This window comes from Streptomyces sp. NPDC008313 (assembly GCF_042956125.1).
GTDB lineage: Bacteria > Actinomycetota > Actinomycetes > Streptomycetales > Streptomycetaceae > Streptomyces.
This window is the reverse complement of the sequence record NZ_JBIBFR010000017.1, coordinates 16,124-41,742: the sequence shown is the minus strand read 5'-3', so window position 1 is coordinate 41,742 and position 25,619 is coordinate 16,124. Positions and strand designations below refer to the sequence as shown.

The 25,619-nt window shown below is 71.4% G+C and carries 23 protein-coding genes; 11 read left to right on the top strand and 12 right to left on the bottom strand.

Translation table 11 applies throughout. The features are described 5' to 3' along the window. The first annotated feature begins 2 nt into the window (after positions 1-2). The 7 genes from nadC to ACFY93_RS22950 all read left to right on the top strand — a co-directional run bounded on the left by nadC (position 3) and on the right by ACFY93_RS22950 (position 4,914). The gene (nadC, locus tag ACFY93_RS22980) at positions 3-1,037 is read left to right on the top strand and encodes a carboxylating nicotinate-nucleotide diphosphorylase (protein ID WP_391362031.1); all 1,035 of its coding nucleotides are present in this window, start codon (positions 3-5) and stop codon (positions 1,035-1,037) included. A gap of 5 nt (positions 1,038-1,042) precedes the next feature. Then, on the top strand, positions 1,043-1,840 hold the full coding sequence (locus tag ACFY93_RS22975) for a type III pantothenate kinase (RefSeq protein WP_391362028.1): 798 nt from the start codon (positions 1,043-1,045) through the stop codon (positions 1,838-1,840). 254 nt (positions 1,841-2,094) lie between these two features. Then, positions 2,095-2,886 (top strand): hypothetical protein, encoded by a 792-nt coding sequence (locus tag ACFY93_RS22970; RefSeq protein WP_391362303.1) that lies wholly within the window; start codon positions 2,095-2,097, stop codon positions 2,884-2,886. A 93-nt stretch (positions 2,887-2,979) separates the two neighbouring features. Continuing rightward, a complete protein-coding gene (locus ACFY93_RS22965; RefSeq protein ID WP_391362025.1) occupies positions 2,980-3,159 on the top strand; it encodes a hypothetical protein in 180 nt (59 codons plus the stop codon). A gap of 189 nt (positions 3,160-3,348) precedes the next feature. Continuing rightward, positions 3,349-3,750: a BlaI/MecI/CopY family transcriptional regulator gene (locus tag ACFY93_RS22960; protein ID WP_391362023.1), complete on the top strand. Its 402-nt coding sequence runs from the start codon at positions 3,349-3,351 to the stop codon at positions 3,748-3,750. 9 nt (positions 3,751-3,759) lie between these two features. Then, entirely contained in the window at positions 3,760-4,329 is a 570-nt protein-coding gene (locus tag ACFY93_RS22955; RefSeq protein WP_391362022.1) for an amino-acid N-acetyltransferase, read from the top strand. 249 nt (positions 4,330-4,578) lie between these two features. Next, positions 4,579-4,914, top strand: coding sequence for a histone-like nucleoid-structuring protein Lsr2 (locus tag ACFY93_RS22950; protein WP_391362021.1), 336 nt, complete (start codon positions 4,579-4,581; stop codon positions 4,912-4,914). Here the strand turns inward: ACFY93_RS22950 and ACFY93_RS22945 are convergent. After that, complete coding sequence (locus ACFY93_RS22945) at positions 4,893-5,504, bottom strand: SCO3374 family protein (RefSeq protein WP_391362018.1); 612 nt, start codon at positions 5,502-5,504, stop codon at positions 4,893-4,895. The two genes, ACFY93_RS22950 and ACFY93_RS22945, sit on opposite strands and share 22 nt — an antisense overlap. Positions 5,505-5,934: 430 nt before the next feature. On the opposite strand from ACFY93_RS22945, the gene ACFY93_RS22940 reads away from it, so the two are divergent. After that, positions 5,935-8,460 (top strand): AAA family ATPase, encoded by a 2,526-nt coding sequence (locus ACFY93_RS22940; protein WP_391362016.1) that lies wholly within the window; start codon positions 5,935-5,937, stop codon positions 8,458-8,460. Positions 8,461-8,529: 69 nt separating this feature from the next. On the opposite strand, the gene ACFY93_RS22935 is transcribed toward ACFY93_RS22940, so the two are convergent. Together ACFY93_RS22935 and ACFY93_RS22930 are read right to left on the bottom strand one after the other, a co-directional pair. Then, complete coding sequence (locus ACFY93_RS22935; RefSeq protein ID WP_391362012.1) at positions 8,530-11,790, bottom strand: NACHT domain-containing protein; 3,261 nt, start codon at positions 11,788-11,790, stop codon at positions 8,530-8,532. An 82-nt stretch (positions 11,791-11,872) separates the two neighbouring features. Beyond that, complete coding sequence (locus tag ACFY93_RS22930; protein ID WP_391362010.1) at positions 11,873-12,511, bottom strand: HAD family acid phosphatase; 639 nt, start codon at positions 12,509-12,511, stop codon at positions 11,873-11,875. Between the two features lie 665 nt (positions 12,512-13,176). On the opposite strand from ACFY93_RS22930, the gene ACFY93_RS22925 reads away from it, so the two are divergent. After that, positions 13,177-13,869: a peptidoglycan DD-metalloendopeptidase family protein gene (locus ACFY93_RS22925; RefSeq protein WP_391362008.1), complete on the top strand. Its 693-nt coding sequence runs from the start codon at positions 13,177-13,179 to the stop codon at positions 13,867-13,869. A 167-nt stretch (positions 13,870-14,036) separates the two neighbouring features. Here the strand turns inward: ACFY93_RS22925 and ACFY93_RS22920 are convergent, their stop codons facing one another. Next, positions 14,037-14,633 carry a TetR family transcriptional regulator gene (locus tag ACFY93_RS22920; RefSeq protein ID WP_391362006.1) on the bottom strand — a complete coding sequence of 199 codons (597 nt, stop codon included), beginning with the start codon at positions 14,631-14,633 and terminating at the stop codon, positions 14,037-14,039. Between the two features lie 139 nt (positions 14,634-14,772). Here ACFY93_RS22920 and ACFY93_RS22915 point away from each other — a divergent pair, with 139 nt between their 5' ends. Then, positions 14,773-16,335 (top strand): DHA2 family efflux MFS transporter permease subunit, encoded by a 1,563-nt coding sequence (locus tag ACFY93_RS22915; RefSeq protein WP_391362004.1) that lies wholly within the window; start codon positions 14,773-14,775, stop codon positions 16,333-16,335. A gap of 240 nt (positions 16,336-16,575) precedes the next feature. Here the strand turns inward: ACFY93_RS22915 and cseC are convergent, their stop codons facing one another. From cseC to ACFY93_RS22885, 6 genes are all read right to left on the bottom strand, one after another. Then, positions 16,576-17,919 carry a two-component system sensor histidine kinase CseC gene (gene cseC, locus ACFY93_RS22910; protein WP_391362003.1) on the bottom strand — a complete coding sequence of 448 codons (1,344 nt, stop codon included), beginning with the start codon at positions 17,917-17,919 and terminating at the stop codon, positions 16,576-16,578. Between the two features lie 8 nt (positions 17,920-17,927). Continuing rightward, positions 17,928-18,635, bottom strand: coding sequence for a two-component system response regulator CseB (cseB, locus tag ACFY93_RS22905; RefSeq protein ID WP_391362001.1), 708 nt, complete (start codon positions 18,633-18,635; stop codon positions 17,928-17,930). Between the two features lie 10 nt (positions 18,636-18,645). Beyond that, positions 18,646-19,293, bottom strand: coding sequence for a hypothetical protein (locus ACFY93_RS22900; protein ID WP_391361998.1), 648 nt, complete (start codon positions 19,291-19,293; stop codon positions 18,646-18,648). Then, positions 19,281-19,820, bottom strand: coding sequence for a SigE family RNA polymerase sigma factor (locus tag ACFY93_RS22895; protein WP_391361996.1), 540 nt, complete (start codon positions 19,818-19,820; stop codon positions 19,281-19,283). Before ACFY93_RS22895 ends, ACFY93_RS22900 begins: the two co-directional genes overlap by 13 nt. 194 nt (positions 19,821-20,014) lie before the next feature. After that, entirely contained in the window at positions 20,015-20,935 is a 921-nt protein-coding gene (locus tag ACFY93_RS22890) for an A/G-specific adenine glycosylase (RefSeq protein ID WP_391361993.1), read from the bottom strand. An 82-nt stretch (positions 20,936-21,017) separates the two neighbouring features. Further along, the gene (locus ACFY93_RS22885) at positions 21,018-21,767 is read right to left on the bottom strand and encodes a phosphatase PAP2 family protein (protein WP_391361991.1); all 750 of its coding nucleotides are present in this window, start codon (positions 21,765-21,767) and stop codon (positions 21,018-21,020) included. Positions 21,768-21,911: 144 nt separating this feature from the next. Here ACFY93_RS22885 and ACFY93_RS22880 point away from each other — a divergent pair, with 144 nt between their 5' ends. Then, positions 21,912-22,724, top strand: a complete 813-nt coding sequence (locus ACFY93_RS22880; protein ID WP_391361988.1) for a hypothetical protein — start codon at positions 21,912-21,914, stop codon at positions 22,722-22,724. A 226-nt stretch (positions 22,725-22,950) separates the two neighbouring features. Here the strand turns inward: ACFY93_RS22880 and disA are convergent, their stop codons facing one another. Both disA and radA read right to left on the bottom strand, forming a co-directional pair. Beyond that, on the bottom strand, positions 22,951-24,075 hold the full coding sequence (gene disA / locus ACFY93_RS22875) for a DNA integrity scanning diadenylate cyclase DisA (protein WP_391361986.1): 1,125 nt from the start codon (positions 24,073-24,075) through the stop codon (positions 22,951-22,953). Positions 24,076-24,143: 68 nt separating this feature from the next. After that, a complete protein-coding gene (radA, locus tag ACFY93_RS22870) occupies positions 24,144-25,553 on the bottom strand; it encodes a DNA repair protein RadA (protein WP_391361983.1) in 1,410 nt (469 codons plus the stop codon). Positions 25,554-25,619 lie beyond the last annotated feature (66 nt).

Below are 25,619 nucleotides of genomic sequence, written 5' to 3'. Positions count from 1 at the left end.
AAGTGAGCACCCCCGATCTTCCCCTCGCCCAGAGCGGTGGCTGCGGCGACGGCTGCGGCTGCGGCGCCGACGCGGACGAGACGTACGCCGACGAGACGTACATGGAGTGCGGTCTCGACCCCGCGCTCGCCCAGCTCCTCCTCGACGCCGGGCTCGACCCCGTCGAGATCGAGGACATCGCCAACGTGGCGATCCAGGAGGACCTCGACCACGGCGTGGACGTCACGACCGTCGCGACGATCCCCGAGGAGTCCGTCTCCACGGCCGACTTCACCGCCCGTGACGCCGGCGTCGTCGCCGGCCTCAGGGTCGCGGAGGCCGTCATCTCCGTGGTCTGCACCGACGAGTTCGAGGTCGAGCGGCACGTCCTGGACGGCGACCGCGTCGAGGCCGGACAGAAGCTGCTCAGCGTCACGACCCGCACCCGCGACCTGCTGACGGCCGAGCGCAGCGCGCTCAACATCCTGTGCCGTCTCTCGGGCATCGCGACGGCCACGCGCGCGTGGGCCGACGTGCTCGCCGGCACGAAGGCCCAGGTCCGCGACACCCGCAAGACGACGCCCGGACTGCGCTCCCTGGAGAAGTTCGCCGTGCGGATGGGCGGCGGGGTCAACCACCGCATGTCCCTCTCGGACGCGGCCCTGGTCAAGGACAACCACGTGCTGGCCGCGGGCGGTGTGGCGCAGGCCTTCAAGGCCGTCCGCGAGGCCTTCCCCGAGCTGGCCGTCGAGGTCGAGGTCGACACCCTGCACCAGTTGCGCGAGGTCGTCGACGCGGGCGCCGACCTGATCCTGCTGGACAACTTCACGCCGACCGAGTGCGAGGAGGCCATGGCCCTGGTCGACGGCCGGGCGCTCCTGGAGGCCTCGGGCCGCCTCACCCTGGACAACGCGGCGGCCTACGCCGCCACCGGCGTGGACTACCTCGCCGTGGGCGCGCTGACCCACTCCTCGCCGATCCTGGACATCGGCCTCGACCTGCGCGAGGTCACGGACGCGGCGTCCACGGACGAGCCGGTCACGGGCGGGGCGGAGTAGGGCGCATGCTCCTCACCATCGACGTCGGCAACACGCACACGGTCCTCGGCCTCTTCGACGGGGAGGAGATCGTCGAGCACTGGCGCATCTCCACGGACGCCCGCCGCACCGCCGACGAGCTCGCCGTGCTCCTCCAGGGGCTGATGGGGATGCACCCGCTCCTCGGCGACGAGCTCGGCGACGGCATCGACGGCATCGCCATCTGCTCCACGGTCCCCTCGGTCCTGCACGAGCTGCGCGAGGTGACGCGCCGCTACTACGGCGACGTGCCCGCCGTCCTGGTCGAGCCGGGCATCAAGACCGGCGTGCCGATCCTGATGGACAACCCCAAGGAGGTCGGCGCCGACCGCATCATCAACGCGGTGGCCGCGGTCGAGCTGTTCGGCGGCCCGGCGATCGTCGTGGACTTCGGCACGGCGACGACGTTCGACGCGGTCTCGGCGCGCGGCGAGTACGCGGGCGGTGTGATCGCCCCGGGCATCGAGATCTCCGTCGAGGCCCTCGGGGTGCGCGGTGCCCAGCTCCGCAAGATCGAGCTGGCCCGCCCGCGCGCGGTGATCGGCAAGAACACCGTGGAGGCCATGCAGGCGGGCATCGTGTACGGGTTCGCCGGGCAGGTCGACGGGGTCGTCAACCGCATGGCACGCGAGCTCGCCGACGACCCGGACGACGTCACGGTCATCGCCACCGGCGGACTGGCGCCGATGGTGCTCGGCGAGGCCTCCGTCATCGACGAGCACGAGCCCTGGCTCACCCTGATCGGCCTCCGCCTGGTCTACGAGCGGAACGTCTCCCGCACCTGACGCCCGCCGGGGTGTTCCGTCGCGCGCCGCCCGGCACAGAGGGGCGGCGCGCACCCGGGCCGGGTCCGGAGACGGTCACCGGGACCGGAGACGGTCACCGCCGGGGCTCGGAGACGGTCACCCGGGAATATGGCCGGCGGCCGGCCGGGAACGTCAGCGGGCCGGCGAAACGCCACGCATGACCGATCTGCGAGTTTTGTCTGATTAGCGCGTATGGTCGCCGCATGCCCACGCCATACGGATCCCGCGGCGGCATGGCGTTCGGTGCGGAGGAGCTGCGTGTGCTCCGTCGCGCTCTCGCCCTTGCCCTCCACCCCAGCCCCGCCTCCGCCGAGGACGTCCAGGACTGTCTCCGGCTCGCCGAGTCCGTCGACGAGGCGGCCCGCGAGGGGGCCAGGCTCAGGGCCTTTCTGCTGGCCGACCTCGCTCGCTACCGGGCCGCCCTGCCGGGCACCCTCAGCGGCTACCTCACGCTGCTGGAGGAGGCCCTCGGCGCGGGCCTCCCGGCACACCCCGACGACCTCGCCGCCCTGCGCGCGCTGCGCGGCAACCCGGCGGCGGCCGCCCTGCTGGGCCGCTGCGGCCCGCCCGCCGCCGACGAGGACGTACGGCTGCCCCCGGCCCGCCGCACCTCGCCCGTCGTCCCGGCGGCCCGCGCCCGCCTCACGGCCCTCCCCGGCGGCCGTTCGGAGGACGGCCGCGGCCCCGCCGTCCGCCCGGTGCGGCCGGTGCGCCCCGTGCGGCCCGACGGGAGCCACGAGCGGCCCGGCGAGCCGGGACCCGCGCGTGATCCGGGGCCGGGAGCGGCGTCGGCACGGATGCCCGTGGCGGACGCGGCGGACACCCCTGCGGGGCGCCCGTCCCGGCAGCCCGCCGAGAAGCCGGCGGACCGGCCGGACGAGCGGCCCGCCCCCGCGCCGCCCAAGCCCCCGGCGGACGCCCCGCGGCCGGGCCGTCCCGTCCCCACCCCGGGCGAGGTCTTCCCGCCCCGCCGCAAACCTGCCGAACCTCCGGCGAACCCGCCGGAGCAGCTCGCGGCCGGCTGACCGGCGCGCCCCCTCCGGCCGGCCCGGCCGGATCCTCCGGAACCAACCCACCCGACCGGGACCCATCGGACACGGCCTGGCTACCCTGGGGGCATGGACTACGTCTCCGCGCTCGTACCCCCGGTAGTGATGGCCGTGTTCTTCGTCGGGCTGATCGTGACGATCGTGAAGACCCAGGGGGGGGCCAACAAGGCCAAGGAGGACGCGGTCGTCGACGCCGCCCTCGCGCGCGCGGAGGGCGGCCCGGGGGCCGCCCGCGGCCCCGAGGCCTGATCCCTCCGGACGCCCCCGCGGTTCCGGTTCCGCCCTCCAGTGCCCTCCCTCTTCAGCCCTTCGTGTCGGCGTACGACTCATGATTTTTTCGAGTCGTACGCCCTTTTTGTTGTCATATGGCACAGGAGGGCCATGTCCATCTGCCGGTGGGTGACTTCTCCACTATTGTTATGAACTGTGCCTCGACCATTGGGAGAACTCGAAGACGCGGTCATGACGCGGGTGTGGAAGTGGAACCGCCCGGTGACCGTCCGAGAAGTCCTGGAAGACCTCCAGCGGGAACGGTCGATCGCGTACACCACGGTGATGACCGTTTTGGACAATCTCCATCAGAAGGGCTGGGTGCGGCGAGAGGCCGAAGGCCGGGCCTATCGATATGAGGCGGTCTCCACGCGTGCCGCGTACGCGGCCGCACTGATGAACGAAGCCTGGTCGCAGAGCGACAACCCCGCGGCCGCTCTCGTCGCCTTCTTCGGCATGATGAGCGAGGAACAGCGCGTCGCGCTGAGTGACGCCGTACGCATGGTGCAGGGGCCGGGAGAGAACCCGGGCGAGAACCCCGCCTCCGCCGGGGACGGCCGCGGGCGATAGCGTCCGCTCATGTCAGCAGAGCATCCCGCGCAGCAGCCGGCGGCGAGTCCCGCGGACGATCGGGAAGTCACCGCGAAAGCCATCACGGTCCGGCGGGCCAGGACCAGCGATGTCGCCGCCGTGCGCCGGCTCCTCGACTCGTACGTCCGGCGCCGCATCCTGCTCGACAAAGCGACCGTCACGCTTTACGAGGACATCCAGGAGTTCTGGGTCGCCGAACGCGACGACAACGCCGAGGTCGTCGGCTGCGGCGCGCTGCACGTGATGTGGGAGGACCTGGCGGAAGTCCGCACGCTCGCGGTGAACCCCACGGTCAGGGGCGCGGGCGTCGGTCACCAGTTGCTCGGGAAGTTGCTGGACACCGCGCGCTGGCTCGGCGTTCGACGGGTTTTCTGTCTGACCTTCGAAGTCGACTTCTTCGCCAAGCACGGCTTCACGGAGATCGGTGAGACGCCCGTCGACACGGATGTCTACACCGAGCTGCTGCGTTCCTATGACGAGGGCGTCGCGGAGTTCCTGGGTCTCGAACGGGTGAAACCGAACACCTTGGGCAACAGCCGGATGCTTCTCCATCTGTGATCGTCGGCGGCTATTCCGCCGAGCGGTCTTGCGGATCGTCTTGCTGCTGCCGTCTTGCCCAGGTTCCCTATGTCCGAAACGCGCACGTTTCCGGTCTTCCCGCGCTGTGCGGTCTTCCCCAGGGGTTTGTGTTTTTCCAGCAAAAGCGGTTTGCTTTCCGACGTACTGCAGTACTGCATATAACAGGGGACTCGAAACGGCGGCGGGCGCCGCGGGACGGCCCTGAAGTTATCGATGAAAGGAAATCCGGTGGCACAGAAGGTTCAGGTCCTTCTTGTCGACGACCTCGACGGTGGCGAGGCCGACGAGACCGTGACGTTCGCGCTGGACGGCAAGACGTACGAAATCGATCTGACGACCGCCAATGCGGACAAGCTCCGTGGCCTTCTCGACGCGTACGTCAAGGGTGGCCGTCGTACCGGAGGCCGCGCTTCGGGAGGCCGAGGAAAGACGCGTGCCGCTTCCGGCGGCAGCCAGGACACCGCGCAGATCCGTGCCTGGGCGAAGGAGAACGGTTACGAGGTCAACGACCGTGGCCGTGTTCCCGCGTCCATCCGCGAGGCCTACGAGAAGGCCAACGGCTGAGCGCACGCGCGCAGCAGCCGGACGCGGTGGCAGTGCGTCGCCAGCGCGTCCACGAGCCGTACGAGACCGGGGGCGCCTCCAGCGCCTCCGACGGCCGACAGTCTCGGCAGCGAGTCCTCGGCCTCGCGTCCCGGCCCGGGGGGCCGCAGCCATACGGCGGCCCCCTGATCACCGGACCGGCCCGGGAGCGGGCCCGCGGCGGCCGGCCCCGGCGGCGGTGCCTCGATGTGCCCGCCCGCGCCGATCGCCCTGAGATCCACGGCGAGGGTGCCCCACTCCAGCCACTCCAGCAGCCCCGGCAGCTCGTCGGCGCCGCCCGCGGCCACCAGTACCCGCATCCGGTCCCCGTGCAGTGCCACCGGGGTCGCGGGCCCCAGCAGCCGCAGCGCGGCACGGCCGGCCCGCTCCGGGACGTCCAGGACGTCGAAGCGCAGCCCCGTCAGCAGGCGTACGGGAGCGCCCGGGGCGGTCGCCCAGCCCAGCTCCTCCTCGTACCAGCGCCGCACCGGATCGACGGCACCGGCCGGCCCGGCGTCGGCGGGCTCCCCGGGGCAGGGGGGCCGGCGCGGGGGAGGGACGGAGGCTGTCATGCCAGGAGCAACCACCGCGACGGCCCCGGGGTTACGCTGGGTGGCGTCCCGAGTGCGCTGCGTACCGGAATCGGAGGCGCGCGGGGGCGTTCACCGGCGCAAGGTTGTTCGCCCGTAGCGGAGGGACGGGGGGCACGCGGCATGGAGTGTCCGTGCCCGCGGGTAAGACATCCCTAGTGGGAGGGGCGACACGCACGGATCGGGCATCTCACGTTCGCCATCGGCGTACAGCCGGTGCGGGTATCTGCCTGGCCTGCGGGAACATCGTCTCGCACCATCGGGTTGGAGCAGATGTCGGCGTTCGGGGTCAGGAGGCCAAGGACGGTGTCGGCAGTTGGAATGAGCGGTCCCCGCTTGCGGGACTAAGCTGCGGAAGGACAGTGAGGGGAGCGTCCCCTCACTGCCTGACCGCTCTGAGGAGCGATTAACGATGTTCGAGAGGTTCACCGACCGCGCGCGGCGGGTTGTCGTCCTGGCTCAGGAAGAAGCCCGGATGCTCAACCACAACTACATCGGCACCGAGCACATCCTCCTGGGCCTGATCCACGAGGGTGAGGGTGTCGCCGCTAAGGCCCTGGAGAGCCTCGGGATTTCGCTCGAGGCGGTCCGCCAGCAGGTGGAGGAGATCATCGGGCAGGGGCAGCAGGCCCCGTCCGGCCACATCCCCTTCACCCCCCGTGCCAAGAAGGTCCTGGAGCTGTCGCTCCGCGAGGCCCTTCAGCTGGGCCACAACTACATCGGCACGGAGCACATCCTGCTCGGCCTGATCCGCGAGGGCGAGGGCGTCGCCGCCCAGGTCCTGGTCAAGCTGGGCGCCGATCTCAACCGGGTGCGGCAGCAGGTCATCCAGCTGCTCTCCGGTTACCAGGGCAAGGAGACCGCCACCGCCGGCGGTCCTGCCGAGGGCACCCCCTCCACGTCCCTGGTCCTCGACCAGTTCGGCCGCAACCTCACCCAGGCCGCTCGTGAGTCCAAGCTCGACCCGGTCATCGGTCGCGAGAAGGAGATCGAGCGGGTCATGCAGGTGCTGTCCCGCCGCACCAAGAACAACCCGGTGCTCATCGGCGAGCCCGGCGTCGGCAAGACCGCCGTCGTCGAGGGCCTGGCGCAGGCCATCGTCAAGGGCGAGGTGCCCGAGACCCTCAAGGACAAGCACCTCTACACCCTGGACCTGGGCGCGCTGGTCGCCGGCTCCCGCTACCGCGGTGACTTCGAGGAGCGCCTGAAGAAGGTGCTCAAGGAGATCCGCACCCGCGGCGACATCATCCTGTTCATCGACGAGCTGCACACGCTGGTCGGTGCGGGTGCCGCCGAGGGCGCCATCGACGCCGCCTCGATCCTGAAGCCGATGCTGGCCCGCGGTGAGCTGCAGACCATCGGTGCCACCACGCTCGACGAGTACCGCAAGCACCTCGAGAAGGACGCGGCCCTCGAGCGCCGCTTCCAGCCGATCCAGGTGGCGGAGCCTTCCCTACCCCACACGATCGAGATCCTCAAGGGCCTGCGCGACCGGTACGAGGCGCACCACCGCGTCTCGATCACGGACGAGGCCCTGGTGCAGGCGGCGACGCTCGCCGACCGGTACATCTCGGACCGCTTCCTGCCGGACAAGGCGATCGACCTGATCGACGAGGCCGGATCGCGGATGCGCATCCGCCGGATGACCGCGCCGCCGGACCTCCGCGAGTTCGACGAGAAGATCGCCGGCGTCCGCCGCGACAAGGAGTCCGCGATCGACTCGCAGGACTTCGAGAAGGCCGCCTCCCTGCGCGACAAGGAGAAGCAGCTCCTGGCCGCCAAGGCCAAGCGGGAGAAGGAGTGGAAGGCCGGCGACATGGACGTCGTCGCCGAGGTCGACGGCGAGCTGATCGCCGAGGTCCTCGCGACCGCCACCGGCATCCCGGTCTTCAAGCTGACCGAGGAGGAGTCCTCGCGTCTGCTGCGCATGGAGGACGAGCTGCACAAGCGGGTCATCGGCCAGAAGGACGCCATCAAGGCGCTCTCGCAGGCGATCCGCCGTACGCGCGCCGGTCTGAAGGACCCGAAGCGCCCCGGTGGTTCGTTCATCTTCGCGGGCCCGTCGGGTGTCGGTAAGACCGAGCTGTCGAAGACCCTCGCCGAGTTCCTCTTCGGTGACGAGGACGCGCTGATCTCCCTCGACATGTCGGAGTTCAGCGAGAAGCACACGGTGTCCCGTCTCTTCGGTTCGCCCCCCGGCTACGTGGGTTACGAAGAGGGCGGCCAGCTGACGGAGAAGGTCCGCCGCAAGCCGTTCTCGGTCGTCCTGTTCGACGAGGTCGAGAAGGCGCACCCGGACATCTTCAACTCGCTGCTGCAGATCCTGGAGGACGGTCGTCTGACCGACTCCCAGGGCCGGGTCGTGGACTTCAAGAACACGGTCATCATCATGACGACCAACCTCGGCACCCGGGACATCTCCAAGGGCTTCAACCTCGGCTTCGCGGCCACGGGTGACGTGAAGACCAACTACGAGCGCATGAAGGCCAAGGTCAACGACGAGCTGAAGCAGCACTTCCGCCCGGAGTTCCTGAACCGTGTCGACGACACGGTGGTCTTCCACCAGCTCACCGAGGAAGACATCATCCAGATCGTCGACCTCATGGTCGCCAAGGTGGACGAGCGGCTCAAGGACCGCGACATGGGCCTGGAGCTCAGCGCGAGCGCCAAGTCGCTGCTCGCGAAGAAGGGTTACGACCCGGTCCTGGGCGCCCGGCCGCTGCGCCGGACGATCCAGCGCGAGATCGAGGACACGCTCTCGGAGAAGATCCTCTTCAGCGAGCTGCGTCCGGGCCACATCGTGGTCGTCGACACGGAGGGCGAGGGCGAGACCAAGACCTTCACCTTCCGCGGCGAGGAGAAGTCGGCGCTGCCCGACGTCCCCCCGATCGAGCAGGCGGCCGGCGGCGCCGGTCCCAACCTGAGCAAGGAGGCGTAGCCCTCCGGGGATACGACCAGTGAGGGGCTGCCCCGGGACTCCGGTCCCGGGGCAGCCCCTTTCGCGTGGTCACGTGGCGTCGTGCGACTCGACGACGCGCACGTGACCGGGGAGTCGCCCGGCGCCCTGGGCGGGGAGAATCCTCGGGGTGTAGACCACCTTCCGAAGGTTCGGGAGGTCGGCGAGGGGCGAGAGATCGAGGTGCTCGTACGCGGTGTCACCGTCGACGAACAGGGTGGTGACTCGGGGGAACATCCGCACGACCCGGCCCAGATCCACAGGATCCTCCACCGACAACGACAGATCCTCGACGGAGGAAAGCGTCACCGACTCCGGGCACGAGGAAAGGGCCGAGGAGGACACACGGAGGCTGGTCAGCGCCGGGAGACGGGCGATCTCCGACCACTCGGCCGCCGACCGGGGACTGCTGTGCTCGCCCAGGGCCAGTGAGGCCAGCCGGGGCCAGCGGCTGATTCCCCGCAGCCCGCGGGGGCCGGGGCCGGGGCCGCCGAAGAGATCGAGCACGGTGAGCGGGGCCCGGGGCGGCAGGACGTCCAGGGTCCACTCCGCGTCCTTGTGCGGGAGGAGGGTCAACTCCGCCAACTCGTTCAGGGAGGTGAGGAACTCCAGGTTCGCCGAGGGGCTCAGGCCGGCGAGCGTCACGCTTCGCAGGGCGTGTCCACGGAGCGCCGACAGATCGGTGAGCTCCGGGCACCTGGAGACGATGAGGGACTGAAGCTGTGTGAGGCCGGTGAGGAACGCGAGGTCGCTCAGGCGCTCGGCGCCGCGCACCCGCAGTGCTTCGGGCCGCGCGGTCGCCCTCACCGCGTACTCCGTCAGCAGTTCCGGGGGCATGTCACCTCGCAGATCAACCCACGGACGTCCGCCCAGGGCGAGCAGTGCTCTGAGCTGCTCGGGGCTGGAGGTGGTGAAATACAGGCCCACGGGGTCGACGCGGGCGATGACCTCCCGGGCGTAGCGGTCGGTGTCGAAGCGCCTCCAGGCCCAGACGAGCTGGGCGCGGACCCTGAGCGAGGGATGAAGGGCACATCGGGCGAGATAGGGGATCGCTGCCTCGGACGCCACGTTCGAGGCAGCGATGACGGCGCTCTCCGCCATGTCGGGGTGGAGGGTCAGGGGGGCCGGCAGCAGGTCGAGGATCAAGGGCCCCACCGTGGCCAGTTCGCGTGCCGCCGAGGCCGAGCGCGGTGGGATCAGCAGGCCGGTGCGGCGCTCCACGGCCGCACGCACCGATGGGTCCAGCTCCGTGGCGTGCTCCAGGCTCGCGGCCGCGAGGAGGAAGGCCCGGTCGCGTTGCGGCCCCCGGGCGGCCCGGTCGCCCGCGCTGATCAGCTCGGTGAGGATGTCGGCGCGCTCCCGGGGGCGGGCGTGTGCGACGGCCATCCGGATGACGTCCTCCCACTGGTCGTCGGCCGCGTGCTCGATGAGCAGCCCGATGTCCCAGGCCTCCACGGCGGCCCGGGCACCCAGGTAGTCCTGGAAGGTGCGGTGGACGAAGTCGACGGTCCCCGGCGCCGGTTCCCGCAACAGCCCGCTGCGCAGCAGGAGATGGCGGAAGACGGTCGCCGCGTCGCCGAGGGCCGCCGCGGCCGGTACGGACGGGAGGGCCTCGCCGACGATGCGTTCGGCCCGCTCGCGGTCCAGCTCCGTACGGCCGTTGCGGATCAGCCAGTACGCCAGCCGTTGCAGCAGCTGGATCTGCGGGCCCTGATCCAGCTCGGCGAGGCGTCCCGCGGTGATGTCGCGTTCGCGGTCCCGGCGGGTCAGCAGCATCGCGAGCCCGGCCTCGTACAACTCGTGGCGGCGGTGCGGCAGATGGCCGCGGCGGTCGCGGTGCAGTGCGCAGATGAGCCCGCACATCAGCGGGTTGGTGGCGAGCCGCCCGAGGTCCGCCTTGCCGCGTACGGCTTCGAGCAACTGCTCCTCGTACGCGGCGAGCGCCGTCTCTTCCTCCGGGTCGCCGGTGCGCGCGGCGGAGTGCCAGCGGCGGATGAACGCGGCCACGCCGGACGGGCTCATCGCGGTCAGCACCAGTTCGGTGAAGCCCTCGTCGGCGAGCCAGCCCTCCCGTACGGCGGAGGGGCGGGAGGTGACGAGCCAGCGGTTGCCGGGGTAGGCACCGATGAGGTCGCCGAGCCAGGCGCGGGCCCGGTTCCGCTCGTCGTCGGGGATCTCGTCGATGCCGTCGACCAGGACGAGGCCGCGGCCGGCGGACAGCACCCGGTCCGCCCAGCCCTCCGGCTGTGCCCCGGTGAGCGGGCAGCCGGCAGCGTCCAGGAACCGGCCGGGGCCGGGCAGCCGCTCGCCGTGCCGGGTCAGGGAGCGAAGCGGCAGGACGAAGGGGACACGGCCGTGGAGGTACGCCATCGGCCCGTCGGGTTCCGCGCGCGTGGCGGAGACGGCGAGCCACTGGACGAGCGTCGTCTTGCCGGAGCCCGCCACTCCGCGCAGCAGGATCCGGTCGTGGTCGGCCAGGGCCTGGTCGGCGGGGCGGGGTGCGCGTGCGCTGTAGGCGTCCTCGTAGCCCGTGAGCCTCCGCAGCCCGGCGAGCACCTCCTCGACACCGATCGGCTTCCCGGTGTCTCCGGGCTCGGGCCCGCGCGCCCGCGTCACCTCCAGACTCAGATACGCCACGTCCAGCGGCCACTTGCCGGGGGAGTTGGTGAGGTCGATGCCGTAGATGGTGAGCCGGCCGTGCTTCTTCGCCGTGTACGGCAGGTAGCGGCGCTCGAAGGCGGCGTCGCGTGCGTCCGGGCGGGGGCTGCGCGTGATCAGTTCGTCGACCTTCGCGATCAGCTCGGTCTGGCCCCGGGTCTGCTCGACCAGGGTGCGGGCGACGAAGGTGGAGCGCCGGGTGAAGAAGTCGAGGATGTGGACGCAGGCCCACTCGGTGGCGGAGTCGAGGAAGAAGGAGGAGTCGGCGCAGAGGTGCGCCGGGGTGGGAGCGCCGGTGTGGAGCAGCCGGGCGAGCTCGCGGTGACCGAGGCGGACGGCCTGGACGTCGTCCATGTCGAGGTCGCCGAGGGCGAGCAGCTTGCGGGCCAACGCCTCCCCGACGGCCGTCTCCTCGTCGGCGGGGAAGGGCGGCTCGCCCGGGGAGCCGGCCGCCTGCCGGACGAGATGGGCGGCGAGCCTGCGCACCCCCTTCTCGTCCAGGGTCCGCTTCTCCCCGCGGAAGGAGACCAGGGCGGTCAGCCGGACGGGCTTGTCCGTCAGTCCCGCGCCCGGTTCCTCCCGTACGAAGAGCTTGCGCACCGCCGGCCCGATCAGGCTCGACGCCAGCTTGGTGCCGAGCACCGCCGGATCCATCCGCCACCCCCGTAGTCCGTGTCCCGCGGCTCAGCGTAATGGGGGCGGGGTGGCCGGGGCCCCGGTTCTCCCGGCGCCGGGGTCAGGACAACTGGCCGTCGTAGTCCGGGAGTTTGTACGTCTTCTCGGCGTGGCCACCGGAGAGGTCGGTGGCGCTGTTGCCGATGTTCGCGATGATCGTGTAGCCGTCCGACTCGATGTCGGCGCGCTGAGCGGTCTTGTAGTCGGCCACGTCGCGGAAGAGGTCGAGGAAGCCGCGTACGCGGAGCCCGGAGACGTCGTAGCCGACGTGCTGGAGGTTGTAGCGGGTCACCGACTTGATGATGTCGGGGCGCGCGGTCACGAAGAACAGGGCGACGCCGTGCTCCTGCGCGTAGCGGGCGACCTGGAGCACGGGCGCGTTCGCGGGCTGCGGGTAGCTGAAGCCGAAATCGGTCTCCAGCGTCGTGTTGTCGATGTCGAGGACGACTGCCTGCTTCTCGCCGTCACGCTTGTCGGCGATCCGTGCCTGGAGGTAGGGGAGGGCGTCGGCCATCACGGCCCGGCAGTCCTTCTGCCAGGTGTCGTAGTCGACGTCCGCGGCGGCCGCCGCCCGGGCCGTGACCGCGGGCGCGGCGGGGGCGGCCGTCGTGGTCTGCGCGGTGGCCGGGGCGGCCAGGGCCACGAGGGCGGCCGTGGCGACGGCGGTCGTACCGGCGAGACGCGTCCAGGTGCGTGTCATGGGATGGGGGGTCCTCTCACCTTGGAGAGCTGGGGTGCACCACATGTCGGGTGCATGACGACTGCATGGTCACGGGTGAGAGTGGACGGAGGGGTACGAAGTGATTACTGATGGGTAACTGTCGAGGGCCCGATGCCCTCCCCCGTGCGCCGTGTGCGCCCCTCGCGCACCCCCGGAATGGGGAATTCGAGTAGCCCCCGTCACATGCGCCGCATTCGCCGAGTAGCCCCGGTCACATTCCCCGAGTAGCCGCCGTCACATTCCGGCCCCCCGAAATGCGGCTCCCCGGTGACATGGGGCACAGGCATTCCGCCCCTTACTAGGTGGAATAGTGGAGCGGGCGCAACGGACAAAACGGACGTTCGGCTCGTGTGGTGGCAAGGCGCCTGTCCGGGCCGGGTGAACCGTGGGCTCAGGGAGCCTTTCGCCCGGATTCGGCCCTCCGATGTGCGGTTGGGTGTGATTTCGGAGGTGAAGTCCGGAAGGCGGTGATGCTGCTGTCCCGGCTGTCAAGGTTCGTAAAGTTTTGCGGCGTCCTACGGCTTGGCTTCGTAGATGGGGCGTTTTGGGATGACCTGGGGGGCGGGTTACCAATGGAGAGTCCATTCGGCGGGTGACTGTCGCGCCGGATGGTTTCCCTTGTTCCCGTCCCCATGAGGTCACTGATGTTCAAGCGCACCACGTCCCTTAACTCCCGTACGTCCCAGCTCCGTGCACGTGCGACCGTCCTGGCCGTCGGCCTGGGTGCCTCGGCCGTGCTGGGGACCGGGGTCGCGGCTGCCGCCGGCACCAGTGTCGAGGCGGGGGTCCACACGGCCGCCAACGCCGTGCAGACGCAGGCCCAGGTGCAGGCCAAGGCCGCGGCCAAGGCGAAGAGCGCCGCGCAGACCAAGAAGGCGGTTCAGCAGGCGACCGCCAAGAAGGCGGCCAAGAAGGCCACCTCCTGGGTGGACCCGGTCAAGAAGTACGCGCTCTCCGCGAGCTTCAACCAGGCCGGCGGCATGTGGTCGCACAAGCACTCCGGCCAGGACTTCGCGGTGTCGATCGGCACGAGCGTCGTCGCCACGCACGGCGGCACCGTCGTCAAGGCCGGCGGCAACGGCGCCGGTGACGGTCCGGCGTACGGCAACGCCATCGTCATCAAGCACGCCAACGGCACGTACTCGCAGTACGCCCACCTGTCGCGCATCGACGTGCGGATAGGCCAGGTCGTGGCCACGGGTCAGCACATCGCGCTGTCCGGCAACACCGGCAACTCCAGCGGTCCCCACCTGCACTTCGAGATCCGTACGACCCCGAACTACGGCTCGGCCGTCGACCCGGTCGCCTTCCTGCACGCCAAGGGCGTCAAGGTCTGACCTCCGCCGCACGATCCCGGGGCGCCGTGACGCCGTGAGGTGACGTGACGCCGTGAGGTGACGTGAGCCGGTCCGCTCAGGCGGACCGGCTCACGCGTGCGCGTACCGGCCGCGCCGCCGTGGACCGGCTCACGCCTGCGCGGATTCGCCGCGCCACCGACGGCCGGCTAGACCGTCGCCTCGCCGCCGTGCGCCTGGGTCACCAGATCGATCGCGACCTCCAGGACCGCCTTGCGCTTGTCCTCGGGGTCGCCTTCGACTTCCCGGAGCACGAACATGCCGGCGTGCATCGTGAAGAGCGCGCTGATGCAGCGGACCTGGTCGGGCAGCGGTGCCTGGGGGTCCTTGATGATGTCCATCATCGAGAGCATCCGGTGCTTGAACGTCTCGCCGATGCTCAGCTCCCGCACCGTCGCCTGGTTCTCCTGCATGAAGCGCAGGAGCGGCGCCGCCTCGGTGAGCGCGTCGCTGTAACGGCGCAGGACCTCCTGCTTGGTGCCCAGCGTGTGCGGCTGCTCCTTGCCCCAGTCGATCAGCTCGTCGATGGGCCGCGTCAGGTCCTGGAAGAGACTGATGAGGATCTCTTCCTTGGTCTTGAAGTGGTAGTAGAGCGCCGCCTTCGTGACGTCGAGCTGCTCGGCGATCTCACGCAGGGAGGTCTTCTCGTAGCCCTGCTCGGAGAAGAGTTCCAGGGCTACGTCCTGGATGCGCTGGCGGGTCTCCCCGCGGCGCGGTCGCTTGGTGCCGTCCATGGTGTAGCCCATCCTCTTACTCCTCACGCTCCCTGAAAACTTACTTGACGCCCGGCTAGTTCCGCGACTACCTTCGCTCAGTGTAGTCAGCTTGCCGGTCGGCAAGTAAGTAGTGGGGATGTGCCGAGGGGCACTTCGGGGAGTAGGAACGATGGCGGACACCAAAACGGTCACCGAGACCGATGTGCAGGCGGGGGAGCAGCCCGCGAAACCACCACGGAGCGTGCGGGTCGTCCTGCTCGCGCTCATGATCGCGATGCTTCTCGCGATGCTGGACAACATGATCGTCGGCACCGCGATGCCCACGATCGTCGGTGAACTCGGCGGACTCGAACACCTCTCGTGGGTCGTCACCGCGTACACCCTCGCCACCGCCGCCTCCACCCCCATCTGGGGCAAGGTCGGCGACATGTACGGGCGCAAGGGCGCCTTCATGACGTCGATCGTCATCTTCCTGATCGGCTCCGCGCTCAGCGGCATGGCCCAGGACATGGGCCAGCTCATCGGCTTCCGCGCCATCCAGGGCCTGGGCGCCGGCGGTCTCATGGTCGGCGTCATGGCGATCATCGGTGACCTCATACCGCCCCGCGAGCGCGGCAAGTACCAGGGCATGATCGCGGGCGTGATGGCGCTCGCCATGATCGCCGGACCGCTGGTCGGCGGCACCATCACCGACCACTGGGGCTGGCGCTGGTCCTTCTACATCAACCTGCCGCTCGGCATCGTCGCGCTCCTCGCCGTCGGGGCCGTGCTGCACCTGCCGAAGAAGCGTGCCGAGGGCCGGATCGACTACCCGGGCGCCGCGCTGCTGACGCTCGGCATCACCTCCATCGTGCTCGTCACCACCTGGGGCGGCTCCGAGTACGCCTGGGGCTCGGCCGTCATCATGGAGCTCATCGGGATCGGCGTCGCCGCGCTCGTCGGATTCGTCTTCTGGCAGACCAAGGCCGCCGCTCCCATCGTGCCGCTGCACATCTTCCGCAGCCGCAACTTCACGCTGATGTCCGTCATCGGCTTCATCACCGGCTTCGTGATGTTCGGCGCCGTGCTGTTCCTCCCGCTGTACCAGCAGTCCGTGCAGGGAGCCTCCGCGACCAACTCGGGTCTGCTGCTCCTGCCGATGCTCGGCGCGATGCTCGTCGTCTCGATGGTCGCCGGCCGGGTCACCACCAACAGCGGCAAGTACAAGGTCTTCCCCGTCGTCGGCAGCGTGCTGATGACGGTCGGCCTCTTCCTGCTCTCCCAGATGGACACCGAGACGACCCGGCTGACCTCGGGCCTCTACATGGCGGTCCTCGGTGCGGGCATGGGCTGCCTGATGCAGATCACGATGCTGGTCGCGCAGAACAGTGTCGAGATGAAGGACATGGGCGTCGCGTCCTCGTCGACCACCCTGTTCCGTACGCTCGGCTCGTCCTTCGGCGTCGCGATCATGGGCGCGCTGTTCAACAACCGCGTGCAGGACGTGATGTCCGAGCGTGCCGGTGCGCTCGGCTCGAAGGTCACCGAGCAGTCCGCGCAGCTCGACGCGGCCAGCCTGGCGAAGCTGCCCGACGCGGCCCGTGAGGCGTACCAGCACGCGGTCTCCTCCGGTACGCACTCCGCGTTCCTGCTGGGCTCGGTCGTCGCCGTGCTCGCCCTGGCCGGCGCGGTGTTCGTGAAGGAGGTCCCGCTCAAGGGCGCGGGTCCGCAGAAGCCGGCGCCGCAGGAGTAGGCGCCACCGCGGCAGGCCCGGCGCGAACGGGCGCCGCGGGAGCGGGCACTGCGGGAGCGGGCGCCGCACACGCGGGCCGACGACGCGGCCGAGGAAGCGGCTGGGGACGCCGCGGACGCGAGGCGCACGGTTGCAGAGGCCGTCTGACCGACCCGTCCGATCCTCGGTCCGAGAGACCCCCCGGAGTGTCCGCCCCGGGGGGTCTCTCCTTTCACGTCCGGGCCGGGTCCGCCCGCGTGCTCACTTCGGGGGCAGCGGGATCATCGGGTAGCTGCCCGTGTTGGTCGGGGCGTGCTCCGGGAGCCACAGGACCGCGACCGCGCCCTCCGCCGGCACGTCGTCAGGCGCCCCGGCGGGGCGTACGTTGCGGAAGGTCAGCCGGGCGCCGAGCACCCGGGCCTGCCCGGCCGCGATGGTCAGCCCCAGCCCGTGCCCGCGCCCCGCGCGGTCGCTGCTGCCGGTGCGGAACCGGCTCGGCCCCTCCCGGAGCAGCTTCTCCGGGAACCCGGGACCGTGGTCGCGCACCCGGATCACCCGGCCCTCGACACTCACCTGGACCGGGGGCCTGCCGTGCCGGGCCGCGTTGGCGAGCAGGTTGAACAGGACACGCTCCAGGCGCCGGGGGTCCGTGGTGACCTCCGACTCGTGCACCACGAGCACCTCGATGTCCGGGTCCTTCGCGGCCACCCGGCGGCTGACGAACTCGCCGAGCATGATGTCCTGCAACTCGGCCCGCTCCGACGCCCCGTCGAGCCGCGCGACCTCCAGGACGTCCTCCACCAGCGTGCGCATCGCCTGCGCCCGGTCCCGTACCAGCTCCGTCGGCCGGCCGGGCGGCAGCAGTTCCGCCGCCGTCAGCAGACCGGTCACCGGGGTGCGCAGCTCGTGCGCGATGTCCGCGGTCACCCGCCGCTCGGCCTCGATGCGCTCCTGGAGCGCGTCCGCCATCGCGTCCACGGCCCGCGCCAGGTCGTCCGTCTCGTCCCGCACGACCCCGCCGATGGCGTCCCGCACCCGTACCTCGGTCTCGCCCTTGGCCACCTGGTTCGCCGCGGCCGCCGCCTTGCGCAGCCGGCGCGACAGCTGGCCGCCGATCAGCACGCCGAGCGCGCAGCCGCCGAACACCACCGCGATGGAACCGATGAGCAGCGCCCGGTCGAGGTCCTTCATCACGGTCGAACTGCGGTCCGTGAACCGCGTGCGCAGCGACAGCACCCTGCCGTCCTTGAGCGGGACGGCGGCCCAGATGTCCGGTACGCCCTGCGGCCCCTCGGCGACGTACGTGGCCCGCCGCCCCTGCGAGACCTTCGCCAGCAGGTCCTGCGGAAGGGCCGGGTCGTCGACCTTCAGCCCGAAGGTCTGGGTCCGGCCGGACTCGAACATGCGCTGGGCGACCTGGATGCGCTCGTCCGCGAGGTCGCGCGAGTTGTCGAGCATGGACACCCGTGCCGCGTTGTGCACGACCAGGCTCAGCGCGATCGCCACCAGCGCGCCGACCAGCGCGATCGCCGCGCTGAGCTTCCAGCGGATACCGGTCCTCAGGTCCGTGCCGCGCCGCGTGAAGCGTCGGAAGATCCCCCGCATGTCCCCGCTCAGGCCTTCAACTTGTAGCCGAAGCCACGGACCGTCTCGATGCGGTCCTGGCCTATCTTCGTGCGCAGCCGCTGCACATGGACGTCGACGACGCGGGTGTCACCGCCCCAGCCGTAGTCCCACACGCGCTCCAGCAGCTTGTCGCGCGACAGGACCGTACCCGGTGCCGAGGAGAACTCCAGGAGCAGCCGCATCTCGGTGGGTGTCAGCGACACCGGCCGGCCGTCCCGCCGCACCTCCATGCCCTCGGTGTCGACCTCCAGGTCGCCGAACGAGAGCACGCCGCCCCCGGCCGCGGCGTCGTCCGCCGCGCCCCGGCCCGCCGGACCGCTCGCGTGCCCGAAGCGCCGCAGCACCGCACGGATCCGGGCGACGAGCACGGCGCCGTCGAACGGCTTCGTCACGTAGTCGTCGGCGCCCGCCTCCAGGCCCAGCACCACGTCGATCGAGTCGGCGCGCGCGGACAGCATGATGACCGGGACGGTGGACTCGTCGCGGATACGGCGGCACAGGCTCACCCCGTCGAGACCGGGCACCATGACGTCCAGCAGGGCGATGTCCGGGCGGTCCGCACGGAACGCCTCGAGACCCGACAGCCCGTCGGGCATGGCGGTCACCGCGAAGCCGACGCGCTCCAGGGCGAGCTGCGTGGCCTCACGGATGACGTCGTCGTCCTCGACGAAGAGGACGTGGGTCTGCTCTGCCATCCCTCTGCTCTCAGTTCGCGGTGGTGGGCGCGGCGGTGCCGCCCACGGCGTTGCTGTAGTCGTGGTGCATCCGGGAGACCTCGGTGAACCGGCCGGTCGACCAGGCGTACGTGATCACCTCTTCGCTGGACGGGTACGACACCGGGTCGCCCTTGTCGTACAGCTGCTGGGTGACCACCAGGTCGCCCCGGTCGATCTCCGCGTACACCGGGGGCACCTCCGCCCGGAACACGCTCCGGTACGAGTGGCCCTCCTCGCGGTAGACGTACGAGCCGATACCGACCGCGTCTCCGCAGGTCATCACGTTCACCACGATGTCGTTCGCGGACGACTCGGTGAGGTCGCCGTAGGACACGTCGACCGGGTACTCGTCTCCGACGCACGGCTTCAGGTCGCGCTTGACCTCCGCGCTGACCTTCGGGTCCCGGCGGACGAGCTCGACCGCGTCGACGCGCTCGGGCTGCCGGGTGGGGGAGGGCGAGGAGGACGGGGTGGCGGCTCCGGCGGCCACCGTGTCGCTCAGGGCCGGTCCCTCGTCCCGGGCGCCGGTGCCCCCCGTGCTGCAGGCGGTCGCCGAAAGGCCGACGGCGGCGAGCACGGCCAGCGCCGAACCCCCCGCCTTCATCCCCCGCCTGGCCCGTGCTTCTAGGCCGCGCAACGCTCCCGCTCCTCACGCTCCAGCGCGCGTGCGTCCAGATCGCGGCTCTCCAGCTCCTCGCGGAGCCGGGCGAGCGCCCGGTGCAGCGTGCTCTTGACCGTACCCGCCGACATGCCGAGGGCCGCGGCCGTCTCCTCCGTGGACATCTGCTCCCAGTGTCGCAGCACCACGACACTGCGCTGCTTCGGAGCCAGCACCTTCATGACGTCCATCAGCAGAGCGCGGTCCGCGTGCTGCTCCGTGGAGTCGTCGACGCTCGCGTCCGGGAGCTGCTCGGTGGGGACCTCCTCCAGCTTGCGGGCCCGCCACCACTCGGTGCGCGTGTTGATCATGACGCGGCGCAGATACGCGTCGGCCAGCCGCTTGTCCGCTATGCCGTCCCAGCGGCCGTACGTCCGTACGAGCGCGGTCTGCAGGAGATCCTGGGCGTCGACCGGGTCGGGGACGAGACGGCGGGCGCTGCGCAGCAGCGCGTCCTGCCGGGTGCGGACGTACTCCTCGAACTCGAGCACCTCACCGTGCGCCATGATCAACCGCCTCCATGTCCGTTGCCTGAGAAGAAGCTACGGAGGCGTTGTCACGGCCCTGTCCGAACGAGCCTGCGACAAACACTCGGCTGTCCGTCGGTTGTGTAACGAAAGTAGGAGACGGCTAAGATCCGGCCCCCCAAGAAGGGGGGAAAGGGGCGAAACGGGAAACCGTCGCGCCCCCGCCCCGGAGGTCAGGCGACAGGCAGCCGGTACATCCCGCCGGCGAGCGGCTCCACCAGCCCGTCCGCCACCAGACCGTCGAGCGCGCGGGCCCGCTGCACGGGCTCGTCCCACACCCGGTCGAGCACTCCCTGCGGAACCGGAGCCACCGCGTCGCGCAGCACGGCGAGCAGCCGCCCCCGCACCTGCCGGTCCGTCCCCGCGTACGTCTGCCCGCGCCGCGGCGGACCGTCGTGCGCGGGCTTTCCGGCCGCCCGCCAGGCGCACTGCGCCGCGATCGGGCAGCGCGCGCAGTTCTCGTTCTTCGCGGTGCAGACGAGTGCGCCGAGTTCCATGGAGGCGGCGGCCCAGCGGGACGCCGTGCCGTCCTCGTGGGGGAGCAGCTCGCGGGCGAGCCTGCGCTCGGCGGCCGTGGTGGCGTTCGGCGGGTACTGGACGCCGGTGACCGCGCGGGCGAGGACCCGCCGCACGTTGGTGTCGAGCACCGGGTGCCGCTGCCCGTACGCGAACGAGGCGACCGCCGCGGCCGTGTACTCGCCGATCCCGGGCAGCGCGAGCAGCTGCGCGTGCTCGGTCGGTACGTCGCCGCCGTGCCGTTCCGTTATGGCGACCGCGGCGCCGTGCAGCCGCAGCGCGCGGCGGGGGTAGCCGAGGCGGCCCCAGGCGCGGACCGCCTCGCCGGGCGCCTGCGCGGCCAGGTCGGCGGGGCGGGGCCAGCGGGCGATCCACTGCTCGTAGACGGGCAGCACGCGGCTCACCGGCGTCTGCTGAAGCATGAACTCACTGACCATCACCCCCCAGGGGCCGGCCTCGGGCCGGCGCCAGGGCAGGTCACGGGCGTTCGCCTCGAACCACGCGATGACCGGTGTGTGCAGGTCCTCGCCGGGGGCGTGGGACGGGGTGCGGGGTGTGGGCTTGGTGGGTGCAGTCATGGCCCTTCCGATCCTGCCACGTACGGGCGGCGAGACCGCCCACCCCGGGGTGGCGGGTCGCCGCGGTCCGGCGTCCGGGTGCTCAGCGCCGGGGCGCGGTCGGGGGCGCGGAGGCCGGAGGCGCGGAGGCCGGGGGCACGGAGGAGGGGGCGGGAGCCGCGACGGGGGAGGCGCCGGGGGCGTGGCCCGGCCGGGGAGCGGCGGCGTGACGGCGGGGGCCGGGCCCCGTGAACCAGCTCAGTGCCGTGGACTGCCGCATCGCCTCGGCCACTCGTGCCGCGGACGGCGTGCCCAGACGCACGACCGCGAGGGCGATCACCGTGCCGAGCAGGAGACCGGCGGCCACGTCGTGCGGGTAGTGGACACCGACGAACACCCGGGAGAAGGCCATGAGCAGCGCCATCGGCACCGTCAGCCGGCCAAGGCCCCGCCAGGCGAGCAGCAGGGCCACCGCTCCGGCTCCCGCGATCGTCGAGTGGTTGCTGGGGAAGGACCAGTCCCCGTACGCGGGGCACTCGATGAGCGGCTTCGGGGCCCCGGCCACGGCCCGGCACGGGCGCTCCTCGTCGATGAGGGACTTGAGGCCCTCGCTGACGACGTACGCCAGCGCCGTGGCGAGCGGGGCGAGGACCGCGATCGCGAACGCGTGGGTGTCGCCCCGGCGGCCGCGCCACCACGCGGCGACGAAGAGCACACCGAACAGCAGCAGTCCTGCCTCGGTCCACACCTCGGCGAGGTGCTGAACCCACGTCGGTGTGCCGTGGGCGAAATCGCTGATGTCGCGGTAGAGATCGGAGTCCATGGTGACGGACGGTACTCGACGAACGGCCATGGTCACATCCTGCGCATTCCGGGGGTCCGGTCCGCCGCTCACGGGGGCCCGACGACGACCGACCGGAATGATGATCCGGAAAAGATGAGGACAGGGCGGCGGGTGGGGCGAGTGATGGCCTGGATCTCTCGTAGAGTTTGGGCCGTGGGATCTCTGCGCAATCCTGTCGGGCCGCTTCCCTCCACCATCTACTGGCGTCGGAGGGCCGTTCTGCTGTCCGTGCTGGGCCTGTTGGCGCTCGTCGTCGTGTGGGTGGTGACCTCCGGCGGAGGAGGAAAGGGCGGCGGGAACGGGGCGAACGGGAAGAATCCCGCGCCCTCGATCACTCCCGGACCCTCCAGCTCCGGCCCCGCGATCAGCCAACACCCCGGCGGGCGCGACGAGTCGGGCGGCGGAGGCGACTCCGGGACCGGCACGGGGTCCGGTTCGGGCACGGGACCGGGCTCCGGCGCGGGGGACTCCGGTGGCTCCGGCGGCGGTTCGGCCGGCGGCACGGGCAGCGGGGTCGTCGGCGACGCGGGCTCCGCGGAACGGCTCCCCGCCGGGTCAGCGGTCCCCGACTGCACGTCCGGCGCGGTCACGTTGACCCTGCGCAGCGTCCACAACAGGTACGCGCCCGGGGAGCGGCCCGAGTTCGAGCTGATCGCCGAGAACTCCTCCGGCAGCGACTGCAAGGTCGACCTCGGCCCCGAGAACGCCGTCATGACGATCACCCAGGCCGGCAGCGACGAGGACATCTGGGCCTCGGACGACTGCCCCGAGGGCTCCGGCAGCCTGCTGCTGCGCGTGCCGGCCGACGGACGCGTGACGTACACGGTGAAGTGGGACCGGAAGGCGAGCGCCCCCGAGTGCGCCACGCCCGCGGCGGGTTCGGCGGGCGCGGGCACCTACCTGGTGGAGGCGAAGGCGCCCGGACTCGCCAAGGCCCGGACGTCGTTCGTCCTCGCGAAGGACTGACGCGGGGGCCGGCGGCCCCCGCGAACCCCGCACGATCCGAACGAGAAGGTCCTAGGACCTGTCTGACCCTTCGCGTCGTCGCCCGAAGGGCGGCCGCGCGGCGTCAGGTGCGTGCTCTCGGCGTGCCGGCTCCAGGCCCTCGTACTGGACGTACTCGGGTCTGGGGCCGGTGCGGCGAGAGTGCGTGCATGGCGTCGCGCGGCAGACGGGAATGGTCAGACAGGGCCTAGACGTACCGCTCCAGGATCGACGACTCCGCGAGGCGCGACAGGCCCTCGCGGACGCTGCGGGCCCGCGCCTCGCCGACCCCGTCGACGGTCTGGAGGTCGTCGACGCTGGCGGCGAGCAGCTTCTGCAGCCCGCCGAAGTGCTCCACGAGCCGGTCGATGATCGCGCCGGGCAGCCGGGGCACCTTCGCGAGCAGCCGGAAACCGCGCGGGGAGACGGCCGAGTCGAGTGCCTCGGGGGAGCCGGTGTAGCCCAACGCTTTGGCGACGGTGGACATTTCGAGCAGCTCCGCGTGGCTCAGCGCGTCCAGCTCGAAGAGCGCCTCGTCGACGGTGCGGGAGCGCTTGGCGGTCGGCTCGGGCACGTAGTCCCGCACGACCAGCTCGCGCTCGGGCTCCACGCCCGCGATCAGCTCGTCGAGCTGGAGCGCCAGCAGCCGGCCGTCGGTGCCCAGCTCGACGACGTACTCGGCGATCTCGGTCGCGATGCGGCGCACCATCTCCAGGCGCTGCGCCACCGCCGACACGTCCCGGACGGTGACCAGGTCCTCGATCTCCAGCGCGGAGAGGGTGCCCGCCACCTCGTCGAGGCGCAGCTTGTAGCGCTCCAGGGTGGCGAGGGCCTGGTTGGCACGGGAGAGGATCGCGGCGGAGTCCTCCAGCACGCGGCGCTGGCCGTCCACGTACAGGGCGATCAGGCGCATCGACTGGGAGACCGAGACGACCGGGAAGCCGACCTGCTTGCTGACGCGGTCCGCCGTACGGTGCCGGGTGCCCGTCTCCTCCGTGGGGATCGTCGGGTCGGGCACCAGCTGGACGCCCGCCCGCAGGATCTTGGTGATGTCCTTGTCGAGCACGATGCCGCCGTCGAGCTTGCACAGCTCGCGCAGCCGGGTCGCCGTGAACTCGACGTCCAGGACGAAGCCGCCCGTGCACATCGACTCGACGGTCTTGTCCCAGCCGAGCACGATGAGCCCGCCGGTGTTGCCGCGGAGGATCCGCTCGAGCCCGTCCCGGAGCCCCGTGCCGGGTGCCACGGCGCTCAGCGAGGCGCGCATCAGCCCGTCGGCACCGGAGCTCCCACCGGATTTTCCGGGAGCTGTCGCCCGGTCGTTGGCTGCCACTGCACTCCTCCGGTCGGGTTCTCTGGGGCGCCCCCGCTTCGTACGGATGGGCGAGACCAGGGCAAAGTCTACCGGCGCTCCTCGGCCTCCCGTGGGGCCTCTCGCCGACGGGACCTCGGCAGCATCCGCAGCGCGTCCCCCATGTCGGCCACTTCCAGGACCTTCATGCCGGACGGGACCTTGCCCGGATCGGTGGGGACGAGGGCGTGCGTGAAGCCCAGCCGGTGTGCCTCGGCGAGCCTGCGCTGCACGCCGGTGACCCGTCTGACCTCGCCCGCCAGGCCCACCTCGCCGATCGCGACCAGGTTCTTCGGGAGCGGGGTGTCACTCGCGGCGGAGGCGAGGGCGAGCGCGATCGCGAGGTCGGCCGCGGGCTCCGAGAGCTTCACACCGCCGACCGTCGCCGAGTAGATGTCCCGCTTCCCGAGGGCGCTGATCCGGCCCCGCTGCTCCAGCACCGCCAGCATCATCGAGACACGGGACGTCTCCAGGCCGGAGGTGGTGCGCCGGGGCGAGGGGATCTGCGAGTCGACGGTGAGCGCCTGCACCTCGGCGACCAGCGGACGGCGGCCCTCCAGGGTGACGGTCAGACAGGTCCCCGGCACCGGCTCCGCACGGCGGGTGAGGAAGAGCCCCGACGGGTCGGCGAGGCCGGTGATGCCCTCGTCGTGCAGCTCGAAGCAGCCGACCTCGTCCGTCGTCCCGTAGCGGTTCTTGACGCCCCTCACGAGCCGCAGGCGCGCGTGCCGGTCGCCCTCGAAGTGGAGCACCACGTCCACGAGGTGCTCCAGCAGCCGGGGGCCGGCGATCGCGCCGTCCTTGGTGACGTGGCCCACGAGCAGCGTGGACATGCCGCGGTCCTTGGAGGCCCGGATCAGGGCGCTGGCGACCTCGCGGACCTGCGCCATGCCGCCCGGGGCCCCGTCGATCTCCGGGGAGGCCACCGTCTGCACGGAGTCGAGGATCAGCAGGGACGGCTTCACGGCGTCCAAGTGGCCGAGGACGGCGGCCAGATCGGTCTCGGCCGCCAGATACAGGTGGTCGTCGATCGCCTTGATGCGGTCCGCGCGCAGCCGGACCTGGCTCGCCGACTCCTCACCCGTCACGTACAGCGTGCGGTGCTCGTCGCTCGCCGACTTGGCGGCCACGTCGAGCAGCAGCGTGGACTTGCCCACACCCGGCTCGCCCGCGACGAGCACCACGGCGCCCGGTACGAGCCCGCCGCCGAGGACCCGGTCCAGCTCGGGCACGCCGGTGCTCCGCGCGGTCGCCTGACGGCCGTCGACCTGGCCGATCGGCACGGCCGACGTGGTGACGCGGCCCGGCGAGGTGGTCCGCACCGCGGGCGTGCCGTACTCCTCGACCGTCCCCCAGGCCTGGCACTCGGGGCAGCGGCCGAGCCACTTGGCCGTCTGCCAGCCGCACTCGGTGCAGCGGTAGGACGGCCGGTCCTTCGCGGTCTTCGTACGGGCAGCCATGCGTGAAACCGTAGCCGAGCCCGCCGACAACGGGCCCCGGTGCGCCGTTCCACCCCTGTGACCTGC